27 protein-coding genes and 1 pseudogene are annotated in these 22,935 nt (G+C 31.9%); 3 read left to right on the top strand and 25 right to left on the bottom strand.

Going from position 1 to position 22,935, the window contains the following annotated elements:
* Positions 1 to 245: 245 nt before the first annotated feature.
* The 3 genes from LCX93_RS04350 to LCX93_RS04340 are packed head-to-tail and all read right to left on the bottom strand — an operon-like array spanning position 246 to position 1,725.
* Positions 246 to 1,133, bottom strand: coding sequence for an MraY family glycosyltransferase (locus LCX93_RS04350; RefSeq protein ID WP_226068870.1), 888 nt, complete (start codon positions 1,131 to 1,133; stop codon positions 246 to 248).
* A complete protein-coding gene (locus LCX93_RS04345; RefSeq protein ID WP_226068869.1) occupies positions 1,130 to 1,477 on the bottom strand; it encodes a type II toxin-antitoxin system PemK/MazF family toxin in 348 nt (115 codons plus the stop codon). Before LCX93_RS04345 ends, LCX93_RS04350 begins: the two co-directional genes overlap by 4 nt.
* Entirely contained in the window at positions 1,474 to 1,725 is a 252-nt protein-coding gene (locus LCX93_RS04340; RefSeq protein WP_226068867.1) for a hypothetical protein, read from the bottom strand. Before LCX93_RS04340 ends, LCX93_RS04345 begins: the two co-directional genes overlap by 4 nt.
* Positions 1,726 to 2,022: 297 nt before the next feature.
* On the opposite strand from LCX93_RS04340, the gene LCX93_RS04335 reads away from it, so the two are divergent.
* Positions 2,023 to 3,261, top strand: a complete 1,239-nt coding sequence (locus tag LCX93_RS04335) for an IS110 family RNA-guided transposase (RefSeq protein ID WP_226068866.1) — start codon at positions 2,023 to 2,025, stop codon at positions 3,259 to 3,261.
* A gap of 359 nt (positions 3,262 to 3,620) precedes the next feature.
* On the opposite strand, the gene LCX93_RS04330 is transcribed toward LCX93_RS04335, so the two are convergent.
* Genes LCX93_RS04330 through LCX93_RS04310 form a run of 5 tightly spaced genes read right to left on the bottom strand, consistent with a single transcriptional unit; the run spans position 3,621 to position 4,782 of the window.
* A complete protein-coding gene (locus LCX93_RS04330; RefSeq protein ID WP_226068865.1) occupies positions 3,621 to 3,773 on the bottom strand; it encodes a hypothetical protein in 153 nt (50 codons plus the stop codon).
* Between the two features lie 2 nt (positions 3,774 to 3,775).
* Positions 3,776 to 3,961 carry a type II toxin-antitoxin system RelE/ParE family toxin gene (locus LCX93_RS12690; protein ID WP_226068864.1) on the bottom strand — a complete coding sequence of 62 codons (186 nt, stop codon included), beginning with the start codon at positions 3,959 to 3,961 and terminating at the stop codon, positions 3,776 to 3,778.
* Positions 3,954 to 4,184: a hypothetical protein gene (locus tag LCX93_RS04320; protein WP_226068863.1), complete on the bottom strand. Its 231-nt coding sequence runs from the start codon at positions 4,182 to 4,184 to the stop codon at positions 3,954 to 3,956. Before LCX93_RS04320 ends, LCX93_RS12690 begins: the two co-directional genes overlap by 8 nt.
* Positions 4,185 to 4,216: 32 nt before the next feature.
* Positions 4,217 to 4,477 carry a Txe/YoeB family addiction module toxin gene (locus LCX93_RS04315; RefSeq protein ID WP_226068855.1) on the bottom strand — a complete coding sequence of 87 codons (261 nt, stop codon included), beginning with the start codon at positions 4,475 to 4,477 and terminating at the stop codon, positions 4,217 to 4,219.
* Between the two features lie 2 nt (positions 4,478 to 4,479).
* Entirely contained in the window at positions 4,480 to 4,782 is a 303-nt protein-coding gene (locus tag LCX93_RS04310) for a type II toxin-antitoxin system Phd/YefM family antitoxin (RefSeq protein ID WP_226068851.1), read from the bottom strand.
* 250 nt (positions 4,783 to 5,032) lie between these two features.
* On the opposite strand from LCX93_RS04310, the pseudogene LCX93_RS04305 reads away from it, so the two are divergent.
* Together LCX93_RS04305 and LCX93_RS04300 are read left to right on the top strand one after the other, a co-directional pair.
* Positions 5,033 to 5,359 (top strand): annotated as a pseudogene (locus tag LCX93_RS04305) (nucleotidyltransferase family protein); the annotation flags it as partial.
* Positions 5,352 to 5,708, top strand: a complete 357-nt coding sequence (locus tag LCX93_RS04300; RefSeq protein ID WP_226068847.1) for a HepT-like ribonuclease domain-containing protein — start codon at positions 5,352 to 5,354, stop codon at positions 5,706 to 5,708. The pseudogene LCX93_RS04305 and the gene LCX93_RS04300, both read left to right, overlap by 8 nt.
* 469 nt (positions 5,709 to 6,177) lie before the next feature.
* On the opposite strand, the gene LCX93_RS12565 is transcribed toward LCX93_RS04300, so the two are convergent.
* The 17 genes from LCX93_RS12565 to LCX93_RS04220 all read right to left on the bottom strand — a co-directional run bounded on the left by LCX93_RS12565 (position 6,178) and on the right by LCX93_RS04220 (position 22,917).
* Positions 6,178 to 6,303 (bottom strand): hypothetical protein, encoded by a 126-nt coding sequence (locus tag LCX93_RS12565; RefSeq protein WP_255613260.1) that lies wholly within the window; start codon positions 6,301 to 6,303, stop codon positions 6,178 to 6,180.
* Between the two features lie 38 nt (positions 6,304 to 6,341).
* On the bottom strand, positions 6,342 to 6,608 hold the full coding sequence (locus tag LCX93_RS04295) for a type II toxin-antitoxin system RelE/ParE family toxin (protein ID WP_226068845.1): 267 nt from the start codon (positions 6,606 to 6,608) through the stop codon (positions 6,342 to 6,344).
* Positions 6,589 to 6,849 carry a type II toxin-antitoxin system RelB/DinJ family antitoxin gene (locus LCX93_RS04290; RefSeq protein WP_226068843.1) on the bottom strand — a complete coding sequence of 87 codons (261 nt, stop codon included), beginning with the start codon at positions 6,847 to 6,849 and terminating at the stop codon, positions 6,589 to 6,591. Before LCX93_RS04290 ends, LCX93_RS04295 begins: the two co-directional genes overlap by 20 nt.
* Before the next feature lie 135 nt (positions 6,850 to 6,984).
* Positions 6,985 to 7,863: an NAD-dependent epimerase/dehydratase family protein gene (locus tag LCX93_RS04285; protein WP_226068841.1), complete on the bottom strand. Its 879-nt coding sequence runs from the start codon at positions 7,861 to 7,863 to the stop codon at positions 6,985 to 6,987.
* A complete protein-coding gene (locus LCX93_RS04280) occupies positions 7,860 to 8,972 on the bottom strand; it encodes a glycosyltransferase family 4 protein (RefSeq protein WP_226068839.1) in 1,113 nt (370 codons plus the stop codon). The genes LCX93_RS04285 and LCX93_RS04280 overlap by 4 nt, the downstream gene beginning before the upstream one ends.
* Positions 8,965 to 10,863 (bottom strand): asparagine synthase (glutamine-hydrolyzing), encoded by a 1,899-nt coding sequence (gene asnB / locus LCX93_RS04275; RefSeq protein ID WP_226068837.1) that lies wholly within the window; start codon positions 10,861 to 10,863, stop codon positions 8,965 to 8,967. The genes LCX93_RS04280 and asnB (LCX93_RS04275) overlap by 8 nt, the downstream gene beginning before the upstream one ends.
* A complete protein-coding gene (locus tag LCX93_RS04270) occupies positions 10,864 to 11,964 on the bottom strand; it encodes a glycosyltransferase (RefSeq protein ID WP_226068836.1) in 1,101 nt (366 codons plus the stop codon).
* Positions 11,964 to 13,832, bottom strand: coding sequence for an asparagine synthase (glutamine-hydrolyzing) (gene asnB, locus LCX93_RS04265; RefSeq protein WP_226068835.1), 1,869 nt, complete (start codon positions 13,830 to 13,832; stop codon positions 11,964 to 11,966). The genes LCX93_RS04270 and asnB (LCX93_RS04265) overlap by 1 nt, the downstream gene beginning before the upstream one ends.
* Positions 13,820 to 14,929, bottom strand: coding sequence for a glycosyltransferase (locus LCX93_RS04260; RefSeq protein WP_226068834.1), 1,110 nt, complete (start codon positions 14,927 to 14,929; stop codon positions 13,820 to 13,822). The genes asnB (LCX93_RS04265) and LCX93_RS04260 overlap by 13 nt, the downstream gene beginning before the upstream one ends.
* On the bottom strand, positions 14,922 to 15,875 hold the full coding sequence (locus tag LCX93_RS04255) for a glycosyltransferase family 2 protein (RefSeq protein WP_226068833.1): 954 nt from the start codon (positions 15,873 to 15,875) through the stop codon (positions 14,922 to 14,924). Before LCX93_RS04255 ends, LCX93_RS04260 begins: the two co-directional genes overlap by 8 nt.
* A complete protein-coding gene (locus tag LCX93_RS04250) occupies positions 15,865 to 16,467 on the bottom strand; it encodes a class I SAM-dependent methyltransferase (protein WP_226068832.1) in 603 nt (200 codons plus the stop codon). Before LCX93_RS04250 ends, LCX93_RS04255 begins: the two co-directional genes overlap by 11 nt.
* Positions 16,464 to 17,405: a glycosyltransferase family 2 protein gene (locus tag LCX93_RS04245; RefSeq protein ID WP_226068831.1), complete on the bottom strand. Its 942-nt coding sequence runs from the start codon at positions 17,403 to 17,405 to the stop codon at positions 16,464 to 16,466. The genes LCX93_RS04250 and LCX93_RS04245 overlap by 4 nt, the downstream gene beginning before the upstream one ends.
* The gene (locus LCX93_RS04240; protein ID WP_226068829.1) at positions 17,399 to 18,055 is read right to left on the bottom strand and encodes a class I SAM-dependent methyltransferase; all 657 of its coding nucleotides are present in this window, start codon (positions 18,053 to 18,055) and stop codon (positions 17,399 to 17,401) included. Before LCX93_RS04240 ends, LCX93_RS04245 begins: the two co-directional genes overlap by 7 nt.
* Complete coding sequence (locus LCX93_RS04235) at positions 18,055 to 18,945, bottom strand: glycosyltransferase (RefSeq protein ID WP_226068827.1); 891 nt, start codon at positions 18,943 to 18,945, stop codon at positions 18,055 to 18,057. The genes LCX93_RS04240 and LCX93_RS04235 overlap by 1 nt, the downstream gene beginning before the upstream one ends.
* Positions 18,935 to 20,632 (bottom strand): ABC transporter ATP-binding protein/permease, encoded by a 1,698-nt coding sequence (locus tag LCX93_RS04230; protein WP_226068826.1) that lies wholly within the window; start codon positions 20,630 to 20,632, stop codon positions 18,935 to 18,937. The genes LCX93_RS04235 and LCX93_RS04230 overlap by 11 nt, the downstream gene beginning before the upstream one ends.
* The gene (tviB, locus tag LCX93_RS04225; protein WP_226068824.1) at positions 20,633 to 21,883 is read right to left on the bottom strand and encodes a Vi polysaccharide biosynthesis UDP-N-acetylglucosamine C-6 dehydrogenase TviB; all 1,251 of its coding nucleotides are present in this window, start codon (positions 21,881 to 21,883) and stop codon (positions 20,633 to 20,635) included. It lies immediately after the preceding gene.
* Positions 21,883 to 22,917 carry an SDR family oxidoreductase gene (locus LCX93_RS04220; RefSeq protein ID WP_226068822.1) on the bottom strand — a complete coding sequence of 345 codons (1,035 nt, stop codon included), beginning with the start codon at positions 22,915 to 22,917 and terminating at the stop codon, positions 21,883 to 21,885. Before LCX93_RS04220 ends, tviB begins: the two co-directional genes overlap by 1 nt.
* Positions 22,918 to 22,935: the final 18 nt, after the last annotated feature.

The raw sequence follows: 22,935 nt of genomic DNA, 5'->3' as shown, positions 1-22,935 counted from the left end.
CTCTTTAAATCTTTAAGTTTTAATACACCCATTACTATACGCTCCTGTCTTCTATAAATATCATTATAACACATTTTTAAACTTGTAGTTTTCCTACCGCTCTCGCCCGCACTGAAGTACGGATTCCCAAAAGCAGCATCACTCCGGAATCGGTACTTTAGTGCCGACTGTTATTACTTCCATGCCACTCTCAGCCCGCACTGAAGTACGGGTTCCAAATGCAACAATTTCTCGGAATCGGTACTTCAGTGCCGACTGATAAAATACGCCAAGGCAAATAAAACCGTATTTGCCCCAATAGCCATGAACACAACTCTGTCATGGGAAAATCCAGCCTGCGTCAGCCTTTGATATATATGCTTTTTGTGTGCCACAGAGAGCTTTTCCCCATTGAAGTAGCGTTTGACTAAAGTGTACGTCGCATCAAACCAAAAAACTCCAAAAAGAATGATCCATATCCATAGATTTACAGGATCTTCATTCGCATAATATATCGTAAAAACTGCAACAGTATAACCAAGCAAGGTACTGCCGACATCCCCCATAAATATCTTCGCTCTATGCCAGTTCCAGACCAAAAATCCCATTACAGACGCGATTAAGACTAAAAAATGTCCACCGCCAAAAAGTAAAAAACCGGCAATACCAAGAAAAACAGCTTCACTGCCGGCATAACCATCTATTCCATCTAAGAAATTGTAAAGATTTATAAACCAAAGAATGGCAACAAAGGCAATAATGTTCGTAAGCAGCTGATTTTCAATGCTAAAGAGTCCAAAATCCAAGCTGCTTAAACCACCAAGAGTCACTAACCCGACAACAGAGACACTGCTCTGGGTGATTAAGCGTATTTTTGGAGACAGCTCATACAAATCATCCAAATAACTTACAACGGCAAGTACAGCACCAGTCAGTAAAGCATAATACAAAGAAGGCTCAATCTCCCCCCTAAAAAAAAGCCAACTCAGTCCGGCAAACCATGTCACAGCTATAGCGATTCCCCCGCCATGAGGAGTAGGCACACTATGAGAACTCCGCTCATTCACCTCAGCTACTAAAGATTTTTTAATAGCATAGTTTTTTATAAGGTATGTTAAGAGAAAAGATAAAATAAATAAAAAAATATATATCATAAAAGCAAATGCCTTGTAAGTTTAAATTCCACTTCTTGCATCTCTTCATTACTCAATACAGTAAGCCTGTTTTCTAAAATTATTCTACTCAAGTCTAAAGTACAAAGCTCATTAATGCAGATTTCACATGTTTTTTCTAAATTATCTCGTTTGACAATCTGTACCCTTACATCTCCTCCAAATAAATTTGTAGACAAAGGAATCACCGTGACACCTTGAAAATCAACTTTTTCAATATTTCTATTTGCAATGTCATTTTGTATAATCAATGCAGGGCGTACTTTTCCAAATTCACTATTATACTTTTTACCAAAGTTTACTAAATAAATTTCTCCTCTTTTCATTGCACCAGCTCTTCTACAACTGATTCAATTTTCAAAAACTCATCATTTGCACTCTTTGACAATGCTTTTTTATTGTTAAAAAGATAAACTTCATCTTCGATTTTTTCTTTTAATCGCTCATAAAGTTCGTAAGGTAAAACCACGCTTCTTATTATGTGCTTTTTTGCATCCTCTATAAATGTAATATCTGTTGGTCTTGTCACATATGATGGCTTTTTTATTATATCACTCGAATTAATTTTTATCATAATCTTATCCTCGTATAATAAATTTATCAAGTCATTACATCCAAGGGAGTAGTGGTTTGATAATTGTTTTTTAGTTTTTGATAAAGTCGTTTTTGTGTTTGTCAAATACTAAAACAACTTACAGTTAAAGAGTTGAATGACAGTCATTTTTCCTTATGAGGTTTTATGCCACTATCTAAGAAAGCATACTGCGTTTAACCTAAGTAACTTACCTATAGGATGCCAGGATGGGTTTTATCTCAATCCTCTATCGTTACGAGGCTGTAAGAAAAAGTTAAACATACGAAAGGATACACAATGCACTATTATGTAGGTATAGATATAGCAAAGAGTTTTCATGTTGCCTGTGTGGTTAATCAAGATGATAAAGTAATAAAGAAGTCGCTCAAGTTTAATAATGACGAGAATGGCTTTAGTGAATTGGTTTTACTTTTGAACTCTATTGATGAAGTTTCAACCTTTACCATTGGTATGGAAGCAACAGGAATCTTCTTTGAAAATCTCTATCTGTATTTGAAGGAGAAAGGGTTTGATGTTATACTTTTAAATCCTTATCAAACAAACAGATTTAGAGAGTTGGACACCATGAAAAAAGTAAAAAATGACAACATTGATGCTTTAATGATAGCAGCTTTAATTAAATCAGGAAGATACTCCAAAGCCTATGTAAGTGAAGATACCTATCAAAGTATCAAATCACTATATAGACACAAGAATAATCTTCTTGAAGAGATGAAAAAGCATAAGCGACAGATATCTACACTTCTATCTGTAGTCTTTCCTGAAATGGAGCAGGTTGTAAAAGACCCATTTAATGTAACAGGGCTTGCTCTGCTTGAGAAGTATCCAACTGCAAAGCATTATGAGTATGCCAGTGCAGAGAGGATACTTAAAACTTTTCGAGGTATTAAAGGCAATAACTTTAATGAGCAAAAAGCCAAAAAGCTTTTAGAGTTAGCCAAACACTCTGTCTATCAGGGTAATGGTGTAGATGAGAGAGCTTATGTCATAAAGTCTCATATTCGACTTATTAAACTTCTACAAGAGGAGCTTAAAGAGCTTGAGCATGAGATGTTAAAACTTTTTCATCAAGCACCAAAACTTGAGATTGATGAAGAACAAGAGGTTATGGATATTATTGACAACCTTAGAACCATTCCGGGTGTGAGTGATAAAACCATCTTTGCACTCATTAGTGAGTGTGGGGATTTGAGCAGGTTTAAAAACAACTCTCATCTTATTGGTTATTTGGGCCTCTATCCTACAATAGAGCAATCTGGCAATAAGCTTAGTTATGGTCCTATTGCAAAGAGAGGTGCAAAGTTAGCTAAAAAAGCGTTATATCAAGCTGCCATTGCAGCTATTAGACATAATAATGAACTTAATAAGCTCTTTAGAGACAAGGTCTCTCAAGGCAGAGCCAAAAAAGAGGCTGTAGTCATTGTTGCAAGGAAACTTGCTCATATCATTTTAGCTATTTATAAAAACAATGTTGCCTATAATCCTCAAAGGGTATTTCAGGCATCAGCATCTTGAGTTTCATTCAACTATTTAACAATAAGTTGTTATAGAACTTGATAAACACTATATAGACAATTATATAACAGTCTATACCCTCAAGGGGCACCTAGCACTTTATCATTGTCAACCAAACAGTTTTTTAGTTGTTTGATCATTGAAACACTTGAGTCAAATTCTAGATAATGACTTGTAAAAAGTGCTTCAAAAATCAAACGCTCTTAAGAGCCAAAAGGCTCTTAAAAATGTTCTTTGAAAGTTTATTGTTACGGGACTATTGTCTTTTTTATTTTTTCGCTCCGTTTAAGTTATTCTTTATAGGATTGCTTAAATATATCTGCTTTATTCTACTATTTTATAGTACTATTGTCAAATACTTATTTTAATTCTCCGTTTATCATCAACCCTATCCCCTCTTCCACAGAATACGGAAGCGAGGTTTTAACCTCGCCAAAAAGTCTTGTCAGCATATCCTGATTATCAACCTCTAAACTCCCATAAAGACGCTTATAAAAAGAAGGTTTAATCACCCTCAACAACCTCTCAAAAAACGGCACCTGCACTCTGTCTCCATGTATGGGTTTAAAGTTAAAAGTTTGATTTTATTTTCGTAATTTTTTAGATATTTCAGAGCATTTTTGACACTCTCTTTTGCTATATAAGATATGGCGTCTTCTAAATCTATTTCAGCTTGATTTGAGTAGTCAATGCTAAACATATTTATTTTTAATATTACTAATTATTTCATTATGGGATTTTTCACTTACTCCAGAATTTATCCCTTTATCTATTTCAGCTTCTAAGTATGCCCAATCTTCTTTAAGTAAGCTATTTTCAACTATTTCCACTTCATCTTTTGGTAAATTTTGTAAAAAATAGATTATTTTGTCAAACACACTATCTTGTATATTTAATTTTAAAGTATGCATCTTTGTATTCATTAGATTTTTTGTGTAAGCATTATAACATTTACTCAGTAATGGTACCTACACTGCGCTATCACAATAAGTCCATTGATGATTTTATAAACCAGTCTATGTTCAGATGTTATTCTTCTTGAAAAATATCCTTGATAAGTTTCCTTCAGTCTTTCCGGCTTGCCTAGCCCGTTTGAATCATCAGGATTTCTCTTGATATCTTCAAGAAGCGTATTGATTCTTTTTAATACTTTTTTATCATTTTGTACCCAATGCTGATAATCTTCCCACCCTTTATCAGCAAACCCTATGAGCATATTTAGATTTCTTTTGTAATGAATTTACTATTTTCAATCTGTTCAACAGCGTCACTCAGTCTATCTCTATTATTCTTTGAAGCCAATAGATACATAGTTTCTTTCATAGCACTATATTCATCATAGGACATTATGACAGCAGACTTATTGTTCTTTGTAGTAATTATGTACTCATCAAAGTCCTCACACACTTTATCTATGATGCTTCTAAGATTGTTTCTTGCCTGTGAATAAAATACAGCTTGCATAAAAATTCCTTTTGTCAATATATTGTCATTATAGCCAAACTGCTTACAATATGTCAATAAGAACCTATCAGCAAGCCCATCCCCTCTTCCACCGACAAATTCTCAAAAACAGCAAATTTATTTTTTGGTAGGGTTCAATGCCATTAAGTTAAGAAAATTAATGCTTTCTCGGAACCGGTACTTTAGTGCCGGCTGTTGCAATATTTTTGCCACTCTCAGCCCGGACTGAAGTCCGCGTTCCAAAAAAAATGCTTAACTTAATGTCATTGTTGGTAGGGTTATGCTATAATTTAGCAAAGAAACTAAACAAAGAGATATCATGAGAGCAACAAAAGAAAATATTTTAGAGTACTTACATGAGATAAAAAGTGAGCTTTATAATGATGGCATTACTACTGTAGCTCTTTTTGGTAGTTTTGCAAGGGGTGAACAGACTGTTTACAGCGACATTGACATTGCTATAAAAAAAGAGACTGCTTATCTGAAAAAAAGAACAGCTTACACATACCTCGAAGAGATTGCCAAAATCAAAGAGATGATACAAAAAAAGTTTCATAGAAATAGTGATGTGTTTGACCTCGAGAGTAGTTCTCCTATGATAGACAGTATAAAAAAAGAGCTACTCTATGTTTAGCAAAAAAGCTCTCCAAAATGTAAAAACCATTGGGAAAAAGATAGATTTTATACAAGCTATCGTAGAAGAAAATGGTGGAGTTATAAAAGCCTTAGAAGATGAGCAGAACTCACGAGCGGCAATTTTGATGCACTTAACATCCATCGCCGAACAGTTTGATAAACTTATGCAAAATGGCGAACTAGAACTTTTGGCATACTTTGAGAAGCAAGACATAAAAGGAAGTTACGACTTAAGAACTTTCATAGCACACAACTATGAGGGTGTAGACTTATACATAGTAGAAGATGTAATAAATGAAAGACTAAGTGTTATAAAAGGAAATATTAAAGAGATACTTGAAAAATAAAAGAGGACTAAATACTTATTATTTTAACAGTCATTTATTTCAAAAAAGTTATTCCCAATACCTGACCCCCTTCAATGCCATTAAATTAAGCATTTTTTTGGAACGCGGACTTCAGTCCGGGCTGAAAGTGGCAAGACTATTGCAACAGCCGGCACTAAAGTACCGGTTCCGAGAAAACATTAATTTTCTTAACTTAATGGCATTGCTGACCCCCTTATTTCCCAACATCAACCTATCCCCTCTTCCACAGAATACGGAAGCGATGCTTTAGCTTCGCCAAAAAGTCTTCTCAGCGTATCCTTATTATCGACCTCTAAACTTCCATAAAGACGCTTATGAAAAGAGGGTTTAACAAACTCTCAAAAAACGGGATCCGAACAAGATAAACTTTTTTTCCTAAATTCTTAGCGATGAGCTCTATCAACCTCATGGCACTAAGCGTCAGTGTTTACCTCTTCTAGTATAGGATCTAATTTCCTATCGTCTCAGTTGCACTGGTAAGTGCCGCATTTAAAAAGTAGTCAGGTTTTCTCAATCCAAAATCTTTAAATAAGACTTCATTGAGCTCATAATCATAATTTTGCCCAGTATGCACAACTACATTTTAATTTTTTCATATTTGCCATTTTCATCCTATTTAAATAATTGTGCATGTGTACCGATACGAGTCAGTCTCAATATGTCATCTACTATCACATAGACCACCAAAAGATCACCGCCAATATGAAACTCTCTAAATCCATTATATTCACCACTAAGCTGATGGTCTCTCGCTTCTGGAGGAAGTGTTTTTTCTTCCAAAAGAAACACAAGATATTTTAGATACTTCACATATTGAGTATTACTCATTTTAACTTTAGCATACTCTTTTATAAATGTTTTAGTGCGAAAGAGCTGCATGTTCCCTCTTTAGATCATCCAGCGCAATATATTCACCATCTAAATCCATCGCTTCTTTCATCGCTTTTAGTGTCTTGTCATTGGGAATCTTTGCTTCAAAAGGCAAACCCCTTTCAAGTACAATCATTCGATTAAACATATTTACCGCTTGCGAATAACTCATCCCTATGTATTTTAAAATATCTTTAGCCTTTTTATAATCATCTTCTTCAAGGCGAATTGTCGTTTGTGTTTTAGACATACAAATCCTTTTTTATAAATTATATCCCATATGGGATATTTTGTCAACTATTTTTGCAGTAAAAATTTTAAACTTTAAAAAGTAGAGTGATATAGCCTCTCGCATAACACTACTTATACAGTGTTATGTCATAAATCAAACTTCTTCTTTCTCTCCATGTATCATCAACCCTATCCCCTCTTCCACAGAATACGGAAGCGATGCTTTAGCTTCGCCAAAAATTCTTCTCAGCGTATCCTTATTATCGACCTCTAAACTCCCGTAAAGACGCTTGTGAAAAGAAGGTTTCACAAACTTTAATAAAGTCTCAAAAAACGGTACTTTCACAAGATACACTTTTTTACCAAGATTTGCAGCTATTAACTCTATAAGTCCAGTAGTACTAAGCGGTTCATCATCACTTACTAAAAATATACCGCTTTTTTGTCGCTCGATGACAGCATCAATAAAAAAGCACAAATTACCAATGTAAATCATACTTCGCCTGTTCTTTATCCCGCCAAAAGGCAACACAGGCACTTTGTGAACTAAATTGACAAGGTTTTTGAGGTTGGCTTTTACACCATACCCGTACACGATAGGCGTTCTTATAATGGAAACTAGAAAACTGTCATCTTCGAGTTTTTGAAGCTCCTGCTCAGCTTTTAATTTACTCTTGCCATATTCGTCCTGAGGGTTACATGTACTATGTTCTGTATAACAAACATCACTCTCTTCCCCATATACTTTCACACTACTCATAAACACAAACTGCTTCACACCGGATGCTTTTGCTTTTTTTGCCAGATCCAGAGTCTGTGTCACATTTATCTTTTCATACTCCTCTTTACTCGCTCCTCCCATTTGATGCACCAAAGCGGACAAATGCACAACAACATCAACATCCTTTACATGTAAACCATCAAAACTATCCTGTAAAAAAGAAAAAGTCTGAATATCATACTTTTTTGCATATTTATTTATAAAATAATGACCAACAAATCCACTCGCACCTGTTAATAAAAGTTTTTTCATTTGCTACCTTCATAAATCTCAAAATGTTTTTGCACTACTTTTTTTATATCAAACTCTCGTTCTGCAAGTTGTCTTCCTGCTTTTCCCATAGCATTTCTAAGTTCATTATCTAAAATAAGCTTTTCAATAGCATCAGCCAAAGAAACAGCGTCTCTTACTTTACATAAAATTCCTGTAATGTCTGGTTCTATAGCATCTCTACATCCGGGGACATCCGTGGTCACGACTGCTCTACCACAGGCTGCCGCTTCTATAAGAACTTTTGGCAAACCTTCCCTATAAGATGGAAGCACGACAATATTTGCATTTGAAAATACGCTGGCTATATCATTACTGAAACTATGCACTGTGACAAATCCATCTGCTTGTATTTTTCTTACATCTTCATCCGTTAAGCTAGCTGGATTATCTAAATCAATATCGCCATAAAGCTCAAACTCAACATCAATTCCTCTCGTTTTAAGAACTTTAGCAGCTTCAACATATTCAAACACACCTTTATCTTTCAAAAGTCGGCAGGCCATAGACACCTTTATATTTTCCGTATTTTCTTTTATATAGTTATACTGACTTAAGTCCACTCCGGAGCCTCGTATTGTAACAACAGGCAAATTACTAATCGACCTTATCACACTCTTATCATCCGGATTTTGTACTATCACATAAGAGTTTTTACCGCCTAATGCAAACTGATACATCCCTTTAACTATATTTTTTACAATAGCAGCTTTGAACCCCTGTTTTATAAAAACAAACCCAAGACCGGAAATAGAAAATACTTTTTTTCCAATGTCTAAAAACCTTGAAGCAATACCTCCGTAAAGCACAGGTTTTATAGTTACAAAATGCACAACATCAGGATTGGTTTTTTTCAATGTTTTATATATCTCACTAAAAGCCTGCACTTCACCTTTTACACCTGTAGCACCTCTGGAAATATTCAGAGGCAAAACTTTTAAACCAAAACTTTCAAGCACTTCTTTTTTGTCCGTTATCCCACATGCGATATAGACTTCATACCCCTTTTTTAATGCCTCAAGTGCTAAAGGCAATCTATGTGATAAAAAAAACCAATCGACATTGACTACAAATAATATTTTTTTAGTCAAGCCATTTTTCCTTCCACATTTGATACATCAATATAAACCATATAATAGTTCCACTGTCATTACCATTAAAAAAGTCATCTTTTAAATACCTTATCTCATTCACATTAAAAATATTTTCATCTAAATTTTCTTTATCTAAATATTTTAAGACTAATGGTTTCAATTCATTTCTTAACCACTCATTTAATGGTATTTGAAATCCAGCTTTTGGCTTATCTACTAACTCTTGTGGCAGATATTTATAAAGCACTTGCCTTAAAAGATATTTCCCTTGCTTATTTTTGTACTTTAACTCTAAAGGTACTTTTGCCATAAATTCAATAATTCTATGATCAAGTAAAGGTTCTCTCCCTTCCAAACTTACACTCATAGTGGCTCTATCAACTTTTGTTAACACATCATCACTCATAAAAAGTTTATAATCAATAGCCATCATCTGATTTAAAAATTCGATATTATCTACCTTATTCCATTTCTTAAAAAGTGCCTTATTTTTTTGTATTTTTAAAAACTTTACTATTTCATTTTTATCCACATAACTGCTGGCATTTTCAAACATCTCTTCCAGGCTGTTACTGTTTATAGCTCTTTGAAATTTTACATATTTATCTTTTATGTTTGTTTGTTTTATCTTTTTTGGCAATTTTTCATTAATCGCTTCTGCAATCTTTGGATGCAAGCTATTGATTCCAGTTTTTAAGATCTCTCTTTTAAAATTATTTGAAAATATATTTTGCAATTTGCTTAAAAAGAAATATTTACTATAACCACAAAAAGCCTCATCCCCACCATCTGCACTTAAGGCTACCGTAACACTTTGCTTTGCAAGTTTAGAGACTATCATAGTAGGGAGTGCCGAACTATCGCCAAAAGGTTCATCATAGTAAAAAGGCAACAATTCTACCAAATCCAACATATCTTTATTTTGCATATAATACTCTGTATGATTCGTCCCCAAATACTCTGCTATGGTTTTAGCATGCGTGGCTTCATTATATTTTGGATCATCAAAGCCTATGGTAAAAGTGCTGATTTTTTTTCCCTGCTTTTTAGCCAGGATGGAAGCAACCAGGGAACTGTCATAACCACCACTTAAAAATACACCAACAGGGACATCGGCCACCATTCGTAAGTCTATCGCATCATCCAGTATGTTCTCTAACTCTTCTAGGATTTCATCTTCAGTTTTTGTAGATTTTTCTTGCTGATAAAAATCATTGACATCCCAATATTTTGTAATGTTACATGTAGTATTTTGAATGTCAAATTCTAAATAATGCCCCGTTTCAAGTTTATAACAATTTTTAAATATAGTAAAAGGAGCAGGTATATACCCAAACTGAAAAAAATAGGGCAAAACTTCAAGATTTTGCTCTTTTTGAAAATCCGGATGTTTATGAAAAGATTTTATTTCAGATGCAAACATAAACTGATTATCATCTACATAGTAATAAAGAGGCTTCACACCTGCTCTATCTCTGACAAGCAAAAGTTTATTTTCAACTTTATCCAATATGGAAAAAGCAAACATACCTATAAACTTCTCTATACACTGTACACCCCACTCTTTATAACTATAAAGAATCACTTCTGTATCACTATCCGATTTGAAGATATATCCAAGTTTTTCCAATTCTTTGCGAATAGTTTTAAAGTTATAAACTTCTCCATTAAAAACTATTATATACTTTTGACAACTGCTCACAAAAGGTTGATGTCCATGAGAACTCAAATCTTGGACAGCTAAACGGTTATGCCCAAAATGCACACCACTTTTTTCATCAAAATAGACTCCGCTGTCATCAGGTCCTCTGTAGGATTGAATTTTTAGCATACTTTTTAAGACATCTATGTTTTTATTTTTATCTATAAATCCTACTATTGCGCACATTTAGCTATTTATTACCATTTTCCATTGATTGACTATATGTTTAATATCAAAATCTTTTGCTCTTGTTTTTGCTTTTTCTCCAAAAAATTTTCTTAATTTTTCATCTTTATAAATAATTTGCATTGCCTGTTTCAAATATTGTACACTTTCCAGCTTTGTTAAAATTCCATATTCAGCAATTTCTATAGATTCTGTTTGTTGTGAAAAATCACTTTTTGGTGCTAAAATTTCCCTTGGTCCACTTTTACAATCTGTTGAAACTATAGGCAATCCACATGCAAGGGCTTCTAATAATACATTAGGAAAACCCTCATAGTTTGAACTAAATACAAAACAATGTGCCTGAGCTAAAAACTTATTTACATCCTTTTGTTTTCCTAAAAATTTAATATTTTTATTTGCAATTTTTTCTAAATCTTTTCTTAATGGCCCCTCACCGATAAGCCAAAGCTCAGCATTTATATTTAATTGCTTCCAAGATTCTATTAGTAATTTATGATTTTTACCTCTATCCAAGCGACCTACTGTAATAAAAATAAATTTATTATTTGCGCACATACTACATTCGGTTAATGAAACTGCATTATAGATAACCTTTGAATTTTGAATCCTAAAATTTAATTTTAAATCATATTGATTACCTTTAGAATTCGTAACAACAAAATCTGCACTATTGTATAAATATTTAATAAGAAATTTATTTATTTTACCTTGTAAACCATTTTTATGCTGTAATGATGGCATAGCCCTCTCTGATAAAATCACTTTAATCCCACTTCCAAAAATTTTACTAATAGCATTTATATAATTAGGCCTGTTCATAAAAGAAAGTGAAATATCAATATTATTATCCTGCAAATACTTCTTATATTTCCATCCTAAAAATGGAAGTTTTAGCAGTTTCATTACAGCAGATTCTGTTGGGCTTGAATTTTCCAGTAAAACAACTTTAACATCCTTTGGAATATCATAAAAAATGAAGTCATTCATCAAAAATAAAGTTATATTGTATTTTTCAATAAGTTCGGCTAATAAAATACTTACTTGCCTTTCAGCTCCACCTGAAGCCAAGGAATAAATTAATATTGATATATTTTTCATCAATTATCCATATATTTTTTATACCATAGTTGAAAAACTAAAATAAACCAGAGCTTATTTATATTTAATGCCTTATTAATGTTTAGCTTTTGATACTCTTTTTGTATATATTGCTTGTTAAAAAGGTGATGTTTATCAAACATCTCATCTGTAAAATTCTTCTCAAACAGTTCTTTTAAATCTCCACCAAACCATTCAAACATAGGGATTCCAAATCCCATTTTTGGTCTATCTATTAGTTTTTCAGGGATATATCGTTCCAAAACTTTTCTAAGTAAATACTTACTCGTACCATCTTTGTATTTTAATTCAAATGGAACTTGTGCCATAAACTCTGCAATTTTATGATCAAGTAATGGTTCTCTACCTTCTATGCTTACACTCATAGTAGCTCTATCCACTTTTGTTAAAATATCATCTGTCATATATCGACGATAATCCCACAACATCATACCTTGCATCGGATGCTCTTTTGCGCCAATATCAAATCCATCTTCCTTAATATCTTTGACAATTCCTAATAATTCTTTTATTTCATAATTTTTTGAGTTGTGTATCAATTTTTCATATATATTCTTCCAGCTGTCATCTTTTAACATTTCTGCAAGTTGGTTATATTTATGTTCAAAATTTTTTATCTTTACTATCTTTGAAGCATTATCAACTCCAATAATATCCATAAAATATAATAAGCTTTTTCTTAATATTTTTGGCATCATAAATATTTTTTTTCCTATATTGTAACTATACCAATATCTCTCATACCCACAAAATATTTCATCTCCACCATCAGCACTTAAAACTACTTTTACGCCAGCATCTTTTGCTATACTAGAAACAAGTGTAGTAGGAATACCACTACTATCGCCAAACGGTTCATCATATATATCTACAAAACGATTTAAAATCTCTTTTGCTTGGTTTGAACTTAAAAAATTTTCGGTATGAATAGTTCCTAAATGTTTTGCAACCTCTTTTGCATAGGTTGCTTCGTTGTATTTTGCTTCTTTAAAACCAATAGTAAAAGTATGAATATTTCCAAAATGTTTTTGTAAAATAGCTGCAACTAAACTACTGTCTATACCACCACTTAAAAAAACTCCAACTGGTACATCTGCTACCATTCTATATCTAAAACTTTCAATAAGCAATTTTTCCAATTCATCTACAAGCTCATCTTCACTTTTTTTAAATTTTGGTTTTTGAAAGAAAGGAACTATAGACCAATACTGTTGAAGATCCAATGTTAAATCTTGAATGTTGAATGTAGCATAATGTCCTGCTGGAAGCTTGTAGCAATTTTCAAAAATAGAAAGATTTGAGGATATATAACCAAATTGAAAAAATTCATATAATGCATCTTTGCTAATAGTCAAATCATTTTTATACTTCATTATAGGCTTTAATTCGCTTGCAAACACAAAATCTTTTCCATCAAAAAAATAATATAATGGCTTAACTCCAACTCTATCTCTGATAAGAGTAACTGTTTTTTTTACTTTATCAAAAATAGCAACAGCAAACATCCCTCTAAACTGATCAATCGCTTTAATACCCCACTTGTGATAAGCTTTTAAAACGACTTCGCTATCACTGTTTGAAACAAAACTATATCCACACTCTTCAAGCTCTTCTTTTATCTCTTTAAAATTATAAACCTCTCCATTATAAACCATCACTAAATTATCAAACTCCATTGGTTGATGAGCATTTGAGCTTAAATCTAAAATAGAAAGTCTTACATGTCCTAATGAAAAGCTATCTTCTTCATATACACCACTATCATCCGGACCACGATGTTTTATGCTTTGAAGCATACTATTTAAAACTAAACTATTTTTACTATTAAATCCAACTATTCCGCACATTTTAATATCTCTTTTTCAGTTCTTTTTACCATTTTTTCTATTGAAAAATTTTCAAGTATTCTTTTTCTGCTACATTTACCAAGCTGTATAATATCTTCCTGTATCATTTTCTCTAAACCATCACAAAAACTATCAACATTATCAGCCAAAACAACTTCTCCACACTCTCCAACTATTATCTTGCTATCCCCTACATCACTGACAACACAAGGAACTTCCGAGCTCATAGCTTCTGCAATTGAATTACTAAACCCCTCTCCAAAAGAAGAAGAAGAAGAAGATATATCAAATCCACTATAAAAATCTTCTACATTTCTCTGTTTCCCTAGCCAGATGAATCTTGTATTATTAAAACTCCCTAGTATCTCTTCACACTCTTTTTTTATATTTTTATCCCCATCCCCAATTGAGAAAAATTTTAAATTATCATACTTTTTAAGTAATCTTTTTGCGGTCTTGGCAAAAATAGTATATCCTTTCATATAATCAATCCTAGCAACTATCCCAATCGCTATATCATTTTTAGATAAATTATATTTTTTTCTAAATTCTATTCTTTTTGTTTCATTTCTTTTAAATCTATTCGTATCTATACCGTTGTGAATTACAATAGCTTTTTTCATATTAAAACCTTTTTTTTTATGAAACTCGATACTTGCATTTGAGTTTGCAATAATTTTATCTACTTTAAAAGATTGTTTTTTTTGTAACCAAAATAAAATCTGAGGAACTTTTCCATATTTTTTTAAATCCATATTTGAAGCTCTAAAACCCCAAATAAGTTTAGTGTTTTTGGGCTTACACCATAGTGAAAACAGATTCATCTCTCCTAAAAAAGAGTATATCACTTTTGGTTGTATTTCTTTTAAAAATTTTTTATATTTAAAATAAAAGCTTAAATCGTATCTATGCTTTTTATCAAATTTTATAAATCCTACCTCTTTTAGATTTTCTATCTCTTTATCTAAAACACCTCTATACATAACACAAACATATATTTTAAATCTGCTTTTATCTATATTTTTTACTAATTCTATAAACTGCCTCTCAGCCCCACCAATATCAAGTGAGCGAATTGAAAAAACTATTTTAATCATTTTCTCTCTCAATAATCTTTCTATAAATCCGTATATCTATTAATAATAAAAAAGCCAAGAGTGGATACATATAAACTAATTTTTTAAAAAATGGAAAAATTTTTTTATTTCTCTTTTCTATACATTCTATAATATATCCATAAATATTTTTATATTGCCCTAAAACTTTCCAACTATATAGTAGCCAATAAGGTATCTTTCTAAATTCTTTCGCATATAAAAAAATATGATCATAAAGTGTTATATTGGTAAATACATCTTTACAGTCCATATTTTGTGATATATTCTTTTTATGATGAACCCATACTCCTGCATAACTATTAAGCAGAGCAGCTTTTTCATTTAACATTAATTTAAGGAGTGACGCACGATCGCTACTAATAATATCCATCTCATAAAATTCTTTTTTAATTGCTTTTTGTCGATGATATAATGAAGCAAGATGTGGTATTTCAATATTTTTAAAAATAGAATTTAAAAAAAGTTGATCTCCTGAGACGATTTCATAATCATTTTTAATAATCTTTGGCGGACAATAAAAACTTTGTGTTGCTTCATTATAAATCTTCTGCTGACCAACTACCATCACTACTTCTGGATATATTGTAACAATATTAACAGCTTTTTTAATAAAATCTCTATCTTCAAAATAGTCATCACCATCTAAATTTACAATCCATTCTCCTGTTGCCATTTCATAAAGAATAAAATGATAGTTAGCCACTCTTCCTTTAGCTTTTTCATTATGGATATATTTAATATTTTTATCATAAAAGCACTCATGAATTATTTCTCCTGTTCGAGTATGAGGAGAATCATCTGAAACAATAATTTCAATATTTTCATAACTTTGTTCTAAAATACTACTAATAGTTCGATGAATATATGTCTCCTGATTATAAGTGGGAACCATTACAGTAACAAGAGGTTTTTGACTACTCATCATTTTTTCTCAGTACAAAAAATATTTCATAACAAGGAAATAGATAAATAAAATTTTCTTCATAAAACTCTTGCATATAAGTATTCAAATTGAAAATTTTTTGAAGGAGCTTTTTTATTAGATTCCTATATCTAAATGGGGATGCAAAAACAATCTCTATTTTTTCAACATAAAATGTTACTTTATTATAGTACTGAGGCACTTCACGCACAAAAAACTTATTTTTAGAAAAGTAACTTAATGTATAAAGTCCCCAAAATGAGTGATGTGTATAATCGCTATAAAAATACGGATTAGAAAAATGAGGAACACTTCCGATTAATCGCCCTTCTTTCTTCAAAACCCTATAAATCTCACCTATAAAAAACTCTAAATTTTCAATATGTTCTAATACATGATAAGCATGTATTTCATCTACACTATTATCTGTAATAAATTTCAAGCCTTGATTAAGATCTGCAATATAATCAACAGAAGACTTTTGATACTGATCAATTCCAATAGCATCTGGAGAACACTTTTCTTCTCCTGGTCCAATCTCTATAACTACCTTCTCTCTATATGCAATCAACTTAGCAAACTTCTCTAAACTCATACCTTTCCTCCTAAATATCTCTTCTTGTAGCATAGCGATGGTATATATAGTAAACAAAAAAAGAATTTAGATAAACTATTTGGTAAATTCTTGTACATCTGCCATACTGACTTTTTCATTACTGCAGAATAAATAATATATTTGATCATGTGCTTAATATAGTTTTTAGGACTTTGAAATACAATCCAAGGATACTTAGTGATAAACCATTTTGACTCGAACAAAAATCCTTCTGGATATTGAAATCTAATATTATCACTTATATTATCAGACTCATTTTTATAATATATTCTCAATACTTTATTAATGAAAAATGAGTAAGATTGTATTTCTAAAACAATGCGAGTCCAAAAAAAGCTTTCAGGAATAAATTTTAGATGTTTGGCTTCATCTGGTATCTTAAATGCTTTTTTTAAATTTTTAGTTTTTAATGCCGCCCAAGTTTCACCCAAACCAATATCTCTCCATCCAAAAATCGTCTTTAGAGATGGAATTAACTGATCTGTAACTGGATAATCACATCCTATACGCTTGCCAAACTGATCTTCACACAGAGCTCCAATTCCTCCACACTTTTTTTTCTCTTCATCACTAAACCTCTGCCAAATAGCGTAAAATGTTTCAAAAGTTTCCGGCAAGAACTCATCATCACTATCAGCAAATAAAAAAAGTTCTCCCCGAGCCTCTTCTATTCCTTTTCTTGACGCTAAAGGTTTTCCTTGATTATCTTGATAAAAATAGTATATAGGAAATTGCACCTCTTTTTTCCATTCTTCAATAAGTTCTTTTGTGTTATCAGTCGATCCATCATCAACTATAATCCATTCAAAAATGCATTTATTATCTATTGTTTTTAGAGTTTGATTTTTTAAGCTATCATAAACCCTATGAAGTTTATTTTTACGATTATATGTTGGTGTAAAAACTGTAATTAACATTGTTTACCTACAACAAGATAATATTGTGCAGCTAAAAATTCATCAAATAAATTAAAAGTCAATTTATTTATTTTTTTTGTTGTATTTCCTATAAGATTACTATTACTAATAATCTTTTTTACATTCATATTATTGCTTTGAAAAAGTTCAAGCATATTTTTTTTACAAAAAAATCTTAAATGTGTTTTATCCAATATACCTGCCTCAGTATATCTAAAATCACCTTCTAAAAAAATTTGTTTTAATATTTGTATTTGACGAATATTTGGCAAACTAACTATCAAAACACCATTATCTTTTAATAATAAATTAAGTTTACCAACCAAATTATTAGGATTAATTAAATGTTCCAAGACATCTCCACATAAAATCACATCAAAAAAGTTTTTCTCAAAAGGTAGTTTTGTTTGCTCTATATCTCCAATGATAAATTCTTCAAACTCTTTACTTTTTTGAAAAGAATTTTTTAATTCACACAGCTCTACTCCATATATCTTATTTGCATATCCATTTTCTTTTGCATAAAATAAAGTATTTCCCTCACCTGCACCAACTTCAAGCATTGTACCCATTCTATTTTGATTAGGAATTAAGTCTAATAATTCTTTTCTAACATTTCTAAAATATCCTTCTGCTTTTTCTTCATACATTATTTTCTCCCGATTAAACTAGCAAAGTATCTACAACTACTAAAAGTATACTTCAAAGTAAATTTAACTTTTGCTTTATAATTTTTTACAATTTTTTCTGTACTTTGACATTCTTTGTGTAGTACATTTAAGGTATTTTCATACCAACATTTTAAATCATTTTGTCTTAACTTTTCAGCTAAAATAAACTCTTCACAGTATAAAAAAGTTTTATTATCAAACCCATTAAAATATTTAAAAAAGGTAGGTGTAAAAACTAAAAAACTACCATGAGGTGCGTAAATATATCCACTAGGCGGTGCATTATTACCATAATTATGTTTTATTCTTTGAGCATTTTTCTTGTGAGCTATATATGTTATTAAATCAAAGAAAACATAGACTCTCAAGAAATAGTACATTTTGTAAAATCCTGTTAGATAAAAAAACTTCATTTTAATTATCTCTTTGAAAGAAAATCTCTCTTTCCTAAAAGGATTTTGATAAACACCATCAAGATTTTTAATTAATGGAGCAATAATAGCAACATCTTGATCTTGTGAATATATTTCATATATTTTTTTTATAAAATTAGACTGTTTTTCTATAACAATATCGCTATTGGAAGCTATGATAAATTGGAAACCATCCAATAAGGCCTTTTGTATGCCGAGATTATTTCCCCCTGCAAAACCTAAATTTATTTTTGACTCTATCAACTCAATATCACTACCACATTCAAAATTATTAAAGATTTCGATACTATCATCATCTGATCCATTATCAACAATATATATCTTTATCTTTTTACTCCATAACTGTTCCTCAATATTTTTTACTAAAGCTACAGTATCTTTCGGGGTTTTATAATTAAGTATAATTAGAGCTACATCCTTATTCTTAATTTTCATAGATAAACTTTTCATCTTTCACTTTAAGCACTCTATCACACCTTTCTATGGTACTTAGTCTGTGTGCTATAATAATCAAAGTTTTATCCTTACTTATATCATATATCTCATCCATTATTCTAGCTTCAGTTTCGTTATCAAGTGCTGAAGTTGCTTCATCTAAAACTAAAAGTTCTGGATTACTATATAAAGCCCTTGCTATCGCTATTCTTTGTTTTTGCCCACCACTGAGTTTGACACCATTTTCACCCACTTTTGTGTCTATTCCTTCTTGATTTTGTTCTAAAAAATCTAGTATATTTGCTTTTTTTAACACTTCTTTGACTCTTTTTCTATCAACCTCTTCTCCAAAAGCTACATTTTCTGCTACTGTTCCATCAAAAAGATATACACTTTGGGGAATATAACCTACCTTTTTTCTCCACTGTTTGACATTTGATTCATCAAGTTCTACACCATCAACTGTTATTTTTCCCTGTATAGGTTTATAAAGTCCTATAATGATATCTACCAAGGTTGATTTACCACTACCACTCTCACCTACAAATGCAATACTACTTCCTTTTTGTATAGTCAAGTTTATATCTTCTAAAATAGGTTTATTTTTGTTATATTCAAAATATACATCTTTTAAGACTATCTCTTTTTGAAATTCAACTTCACCATCTTTCAACTCTTCACTATCATACATAACATCATTATGGACAATATCTAATGATTTACTATAAAATTGAATCTGATTATAACTTGTAAGAATCCTGTTTGCGGATGGCATAAGTCTGTATAACCCTAAAATAAACATAGATATCAGCGCCATAGCATTTGATACATCACTTTGGTACTTATATACTAAATATATCACTATAAAAACAACAATAGAAAATCCAAGTGCTTCTAAAAATAGTCGCGGAAAATGTGAATAAGTCTCATTTGCAATGTTTGTCTTTGCAAATCCAAAACTAGCATTTGCAAATCTATCCAATACTTCTTTATTGTTTGACTTTAGTTTCATAAGTTTAAAGTTCCCAAGAGTACTGCTAATAATTTCATAAAAATCTTTTTGAAACTCTTCTCTATCACTTCCCGCTTTTTTAATCTTTGGTGTGATAATTTTTATCAAAAACCATCCATTTACAAATAAAATCAAAGTTAAGAGAATTGTTATTTTCCAGTTGATATAAATCATAGCACTATATATAAAGATCACTACAAACACTTCACTCATCATAAACAGCATAGCTGATAACAAAGAAGTTAAATTTTGGGCTTCATTTATGATAGACTTGTTTAGTTCACTTGTATTTCTATCGATAAAATCTCTATACCTCATACCTAAATAATTTTCAAAAAGCCGATATGCCAAAAGATGATATCTACCTTTTGAAAATCTTGCTAAAAGATAGAAATAAAAAAGGTTTATAGTACTTCTAAATATATAAAAAACAATTAATCCTATACCAAACCAAATAACAAAATCAGCTTTACTTGTAAAATGAAAAAATTCATAAAAAAATCGATAGTATTTATTGCTATCTATTAAACTAAAATCACTGGCAATAGAAATAAATGGCATAATAATAGAAACTCCTATAGTTTCTATTAGTGATATAAAAATAGAAAATAGTAAAAGAGAGAGTAAAAACTGCTTATCTCTTCTGGTCAAAAGAACATTTAACTTTTTTATCAACTAAAGTCTCCCGTCACTTTTTTCTAATATAGACTTTATATCATAAACTACCTGGTTATCATTACCTATCTTCATATTTCTATACTTTTCATGGGCCACAGCTAAAACCATTGCTTCATACTCATCTGTATTTGCCTCTTTTACCAAATCAAGATTATATTCGTGCTTTACTTCTTCTGCATCTGCCCAGTAATCTGTTACAGTTATGTCACAGCCATACTCCTGAAGTTCTCTTATGACATCTATCACTCTTGAGTTTCTTATGTCTGGACAGTTCTCTTTAAAGGTTATTCCCATGACGAGTATTTTAGCACCTTCTATTTTTTTGCCTTTTTTTATCATCAGTTTTATCACTTGAGAGGCTACATATATTCCCATGTTGTCATTGAGTCTTCGCCCTGCTAAGATTATTTCAGGGTTATAACCCACTTCCTGTGCTTTATGGGTTAAGTAGTAAGGGTCAACACCTATACAGTGACCGCCTACAAGACCTGGACGAAATGGCAGGAAATTCCATTTTGTGCCTGCTGCTTCAAGGACTGCGTTAGTGTCTATATTGAGACGGTTAAAAATCATGCTCAGTTCATTTACAAAGGCTATGTTTATATCGCGTTGAGAGTTTTCTATAACTTTAGCCGCTTCTGCCACTTTTATAGTTGGTGCCAAATGCGTTCCTGCTGTGATGATGCTTGCATAGAGTGCATCTACTTTTTTACCTATCTCGGGAGTTGAACCTGCCGTTACTTTGAGTATCTTCGTAACGGTATGTTCTTTATCTCCTGGGTTGATTCTCTCTGGGCTGTATCCGCAAAAGAAATCTTCATTAAATTTCAAGCCTGAAAACTTTTCAAGTACTGGTACACACTCTTCCTCTGTTGCTCCAGGGTAAACAGTGGATTCATATATGACTATATCATCTTTTTTAAGCACTTTCCCTATAGATTCACTTGCTTTTATAAGAGGAGTAAGATCTGGTTTTTTGTGTTTGTCTATAGGTGTCGGAACAGTTACGATGTAGACATTACAGTCAGCTATATCTTCTAGCTGGTTTGTAAACTCCATACCATTGTCAATGGCTTCTTTTACCTGTGTTTCACTGAGTTCAAGTGTTCTATCATGACCACTTATAAGTTCATCTATACGCCACTGTGCTATATCAAAACCCACTACTTTGTATTTAGAGCTAAAGGCATGAGCTAAAGGCAGTCCCACATATCCTAAACCGATTACTGCTATTTTGCTGTTTTTCATTATTTGATTCCTTTGATGTCATTTATGTACCAGGTGATTGATTCTTTTAAACCTGTTTCAAGTGTATGTGTCGGTTCATAGCCTAGTAGCTCTTTTGCTTTGTCTATGTTGGCATTTGAGTGTCTTATGTCGCCTGCTCTAAAGTCTCTGTAGATTGGCTCTTTGACTTCCAGTTCCGGTATCTCTTGTTTGAGTCCAGCTGAGATTGCGGTGTAGAGATTGTTTAGTGTCTCTCTCCCCCCTGCTGCTGCATTGAATGCTTCACCAAACGCTTTTTCGTTTGTGGTAGTTCCTGCAAGTATATTCATCTGTACAACATTGTCTATGTAGGTAAAGTCACGACTTGTTTCACCATCACCGTTTATGTAAACATCTTCGCCATTGAGCATTTGTGCTATCCACTTTGGCATCACAGCAGCATAAGCACCGTTTGGGTCTTGGCGTTTACCAAAAACATTAAAGTATCTAAGCCCTATGCTCTCTATGCCGTATGTCTTACGAAATACCCCACCATAAAGCTCATCTACCATTTTTGTAACAGCATAGGGTGAGAGCAAATTCCCTGTACGACTCTCAACCTTTGGAAGCTCCTCTGAGTCACCGTAAACAGAAGATGAAGAGGCATACACAAATCTTTTGACACCATTTTCTTTTGCAGCAGTTATCATATTGAGAAAGCCTGTTGCATTGGAAGCATTTGAAGTGATAGGGTCATCTATAGAGCGGGGGACAGAACCAAGAGCTGCTTGATGGAGTATGATATCTACATCTTTTGTCATTTTAAAACAAAACTCATAATCGGTAATATCTCCTTCTTCAAAAATAAAATTATTCCATTGCTCAGGTGTTACAGCATTTTTTATATGTTCTAAGTTGTATCTATGTCCTGTTACGAAATTATCTAATGCTTTTACTTTTTGGTTGAGCTTTAAGAGTTCTTCTGCCAGGTTAGAACCTATAAAACCTGCTACACCTGTCACCAACCATGTTTTTGGACTGTTTTTCAATTGTTCTTTTATTCTCCCATATTGCATTATTTCTTTTCTCCGTAA

The sequence above is a fragment of the Sulfurimonas sp. SWIR-19 genome (assembly GCF_020410885.1).
In the GTDB taxonomy this organism is placed as follows: Bacteria; Campylobacterota; Campylobacteria; order Campylobacterales; family Sulfurimonadaceae; genus Sulfurimonas; species Sulfurimonas sediminis.
The sequence above is the reverse complement of the archived record's forward strand: the minus strand, read 5'-3'. Positions and strand labels throughout refer to the sequence as shown.

Coding starts and splice junctions, on each gene's coding strand:
- LCX93_RS04285 (WP_226068841.1), bottom strand. CDS start 7,863: ATGAAAAAACTTTTATTAACAGGTGCGAGTGGATTTGTTGGTCATTAT.
- LCX93_RS04270 (WP_226068836.1), bottom strand. CDS start 11,964: ATGAAAAATATATCAATATTAATTTATTCCTTGGCTTCAGGTGGAGCT.
- LCX93_RS04295 (WP_226068845.1), bottom strand. CDS start 6,608: ATGCAGCTCTTTCGCACTAAAACATTTATAAAAGAGTATGCTAAAGTT.
- LCX93_RS04320 (WP_226068863.1), bottom strand. CDS start 4,184: ATGAATACAAAGATGCATACTTTAAAATTAAATATACAAGATAGTGTG.
- tviB (WP_226068824.1), bottom strand. CDS start 21,883: ATGAAAAACAGCAAAATAGCAGTAATCGGTTTAGGATATGTGGGACTG.
- LCX93_RS04220 (WP_226068822.1), bottom strand. CDS start 22,917: ATGCAATATGGGAGAATAAAAGAACAATTGAAAAACAGTCCAAAAACA.
- LCX93_RS04255 (WP_226068833.1), bottom strand. CDS start 15,875: ATGATGAGTAGTCAAAAACCTCTTGTTACTGTAATGGTTCCCACTTAT.
- LCX93_RS04350 (WP_226068870.1), bottom strand. CDS start 1,133: ATGATATATATTTTTTTATTTATTTTATCTTTTCTCTTAACATACCTT.
- LCX93_RS04260 (WP_226068834.1), bottom strand. CDS start 14,929: ATGATTAAAATAGTTTTTTCAATTCGCTCACTTGATATTGGTGGGGCT.
- LCX93_RS12690 (WP_226068864.1), bottom strand. CDS start 3,961: ATGTTTAGCATTGACTACTCAAATCAAGCTGAAATAGATTTAGAAGAC.
- LCX93_RS04345 (WP_226068869.1), bottom strand. CDS start 1,477: ATGAAAAGAGGAGAAATTTATTTAGTAAACTTTGGTAAAAAGTATAAT.
- LCX93_RS04240 (WP_226068829.1), bottom strand. CDS start 18,055: ATGTATGAAGAAAAAGCAGAAGGATATTTTAGAAATGTTAGAAAAGAA.
- LCX93_RS04300 (WP_226068847.1), top strand. CDS start 5,352: ATGTTTAGCAAAAAAGCTCTCCAAAATGTAAAAACCATTGGGAAAAAG.
- LCX93_RS04335 (WP_226068866.1), top strand. CDS start 2,023: ATGCACTATTATGTAGGTATAGATATAGCAAAGAGTTTTCATGTTGCC.
- LCX93_RS04235 (WP_226068827.1), bottom strand. CDS start 18,945: ATGAAAATTAAGAATAAGGATGTAGCTCTAATTATACTTAATTATAAA.
- asnB (WP_226068837.1), bottom strand. CDS start 10,863: ATGTGCGCAATAGTAGGATTTATAGATAAAAATAAAAACATAGATGTC.
- LCX93_RS04290 (WP_226068843.1), bottom strand. CDS start 6,849: ATGTCTAAAACACAAACGACAATTCGCCTTGAAGAAGATGATTATAAA.
- LCX93_RS04250 (WP_226068832.1), bottom strand. CDS start 16,467: ATGAGTTTAGAGAAGTTTGCTAAGTTGATTGCATATAGAGAGAAGGTA.
- LCX93_RS04315 (WP_226068855.1), bottom strand. CDS start 4,477: ATGCTCATAGGGTTTGCTGATAAAGGGTGGGAAGATTATCAGCATTGG.
- asnB (WP_226068835.1), bottom strand. CDS start 13,832: ATGTGCGGAATAGTTGGATTTAATAGTAAAAATAGTTTAGTTTTAAAT.
- LCX93_RS04245 (WP_226068831.1), bottom strand. CDS start 17,405: ATGTTAATTACAGTTTTTACACCAACATATAATCGTAAAAATAAACTT.
- LCX93_RS04340 (WP_226068867.1), bottom strand. CDS start 1,725: ATGATAAAAATTAATTCGAGTGATATAATAAAAAAGCCATCATATGTG.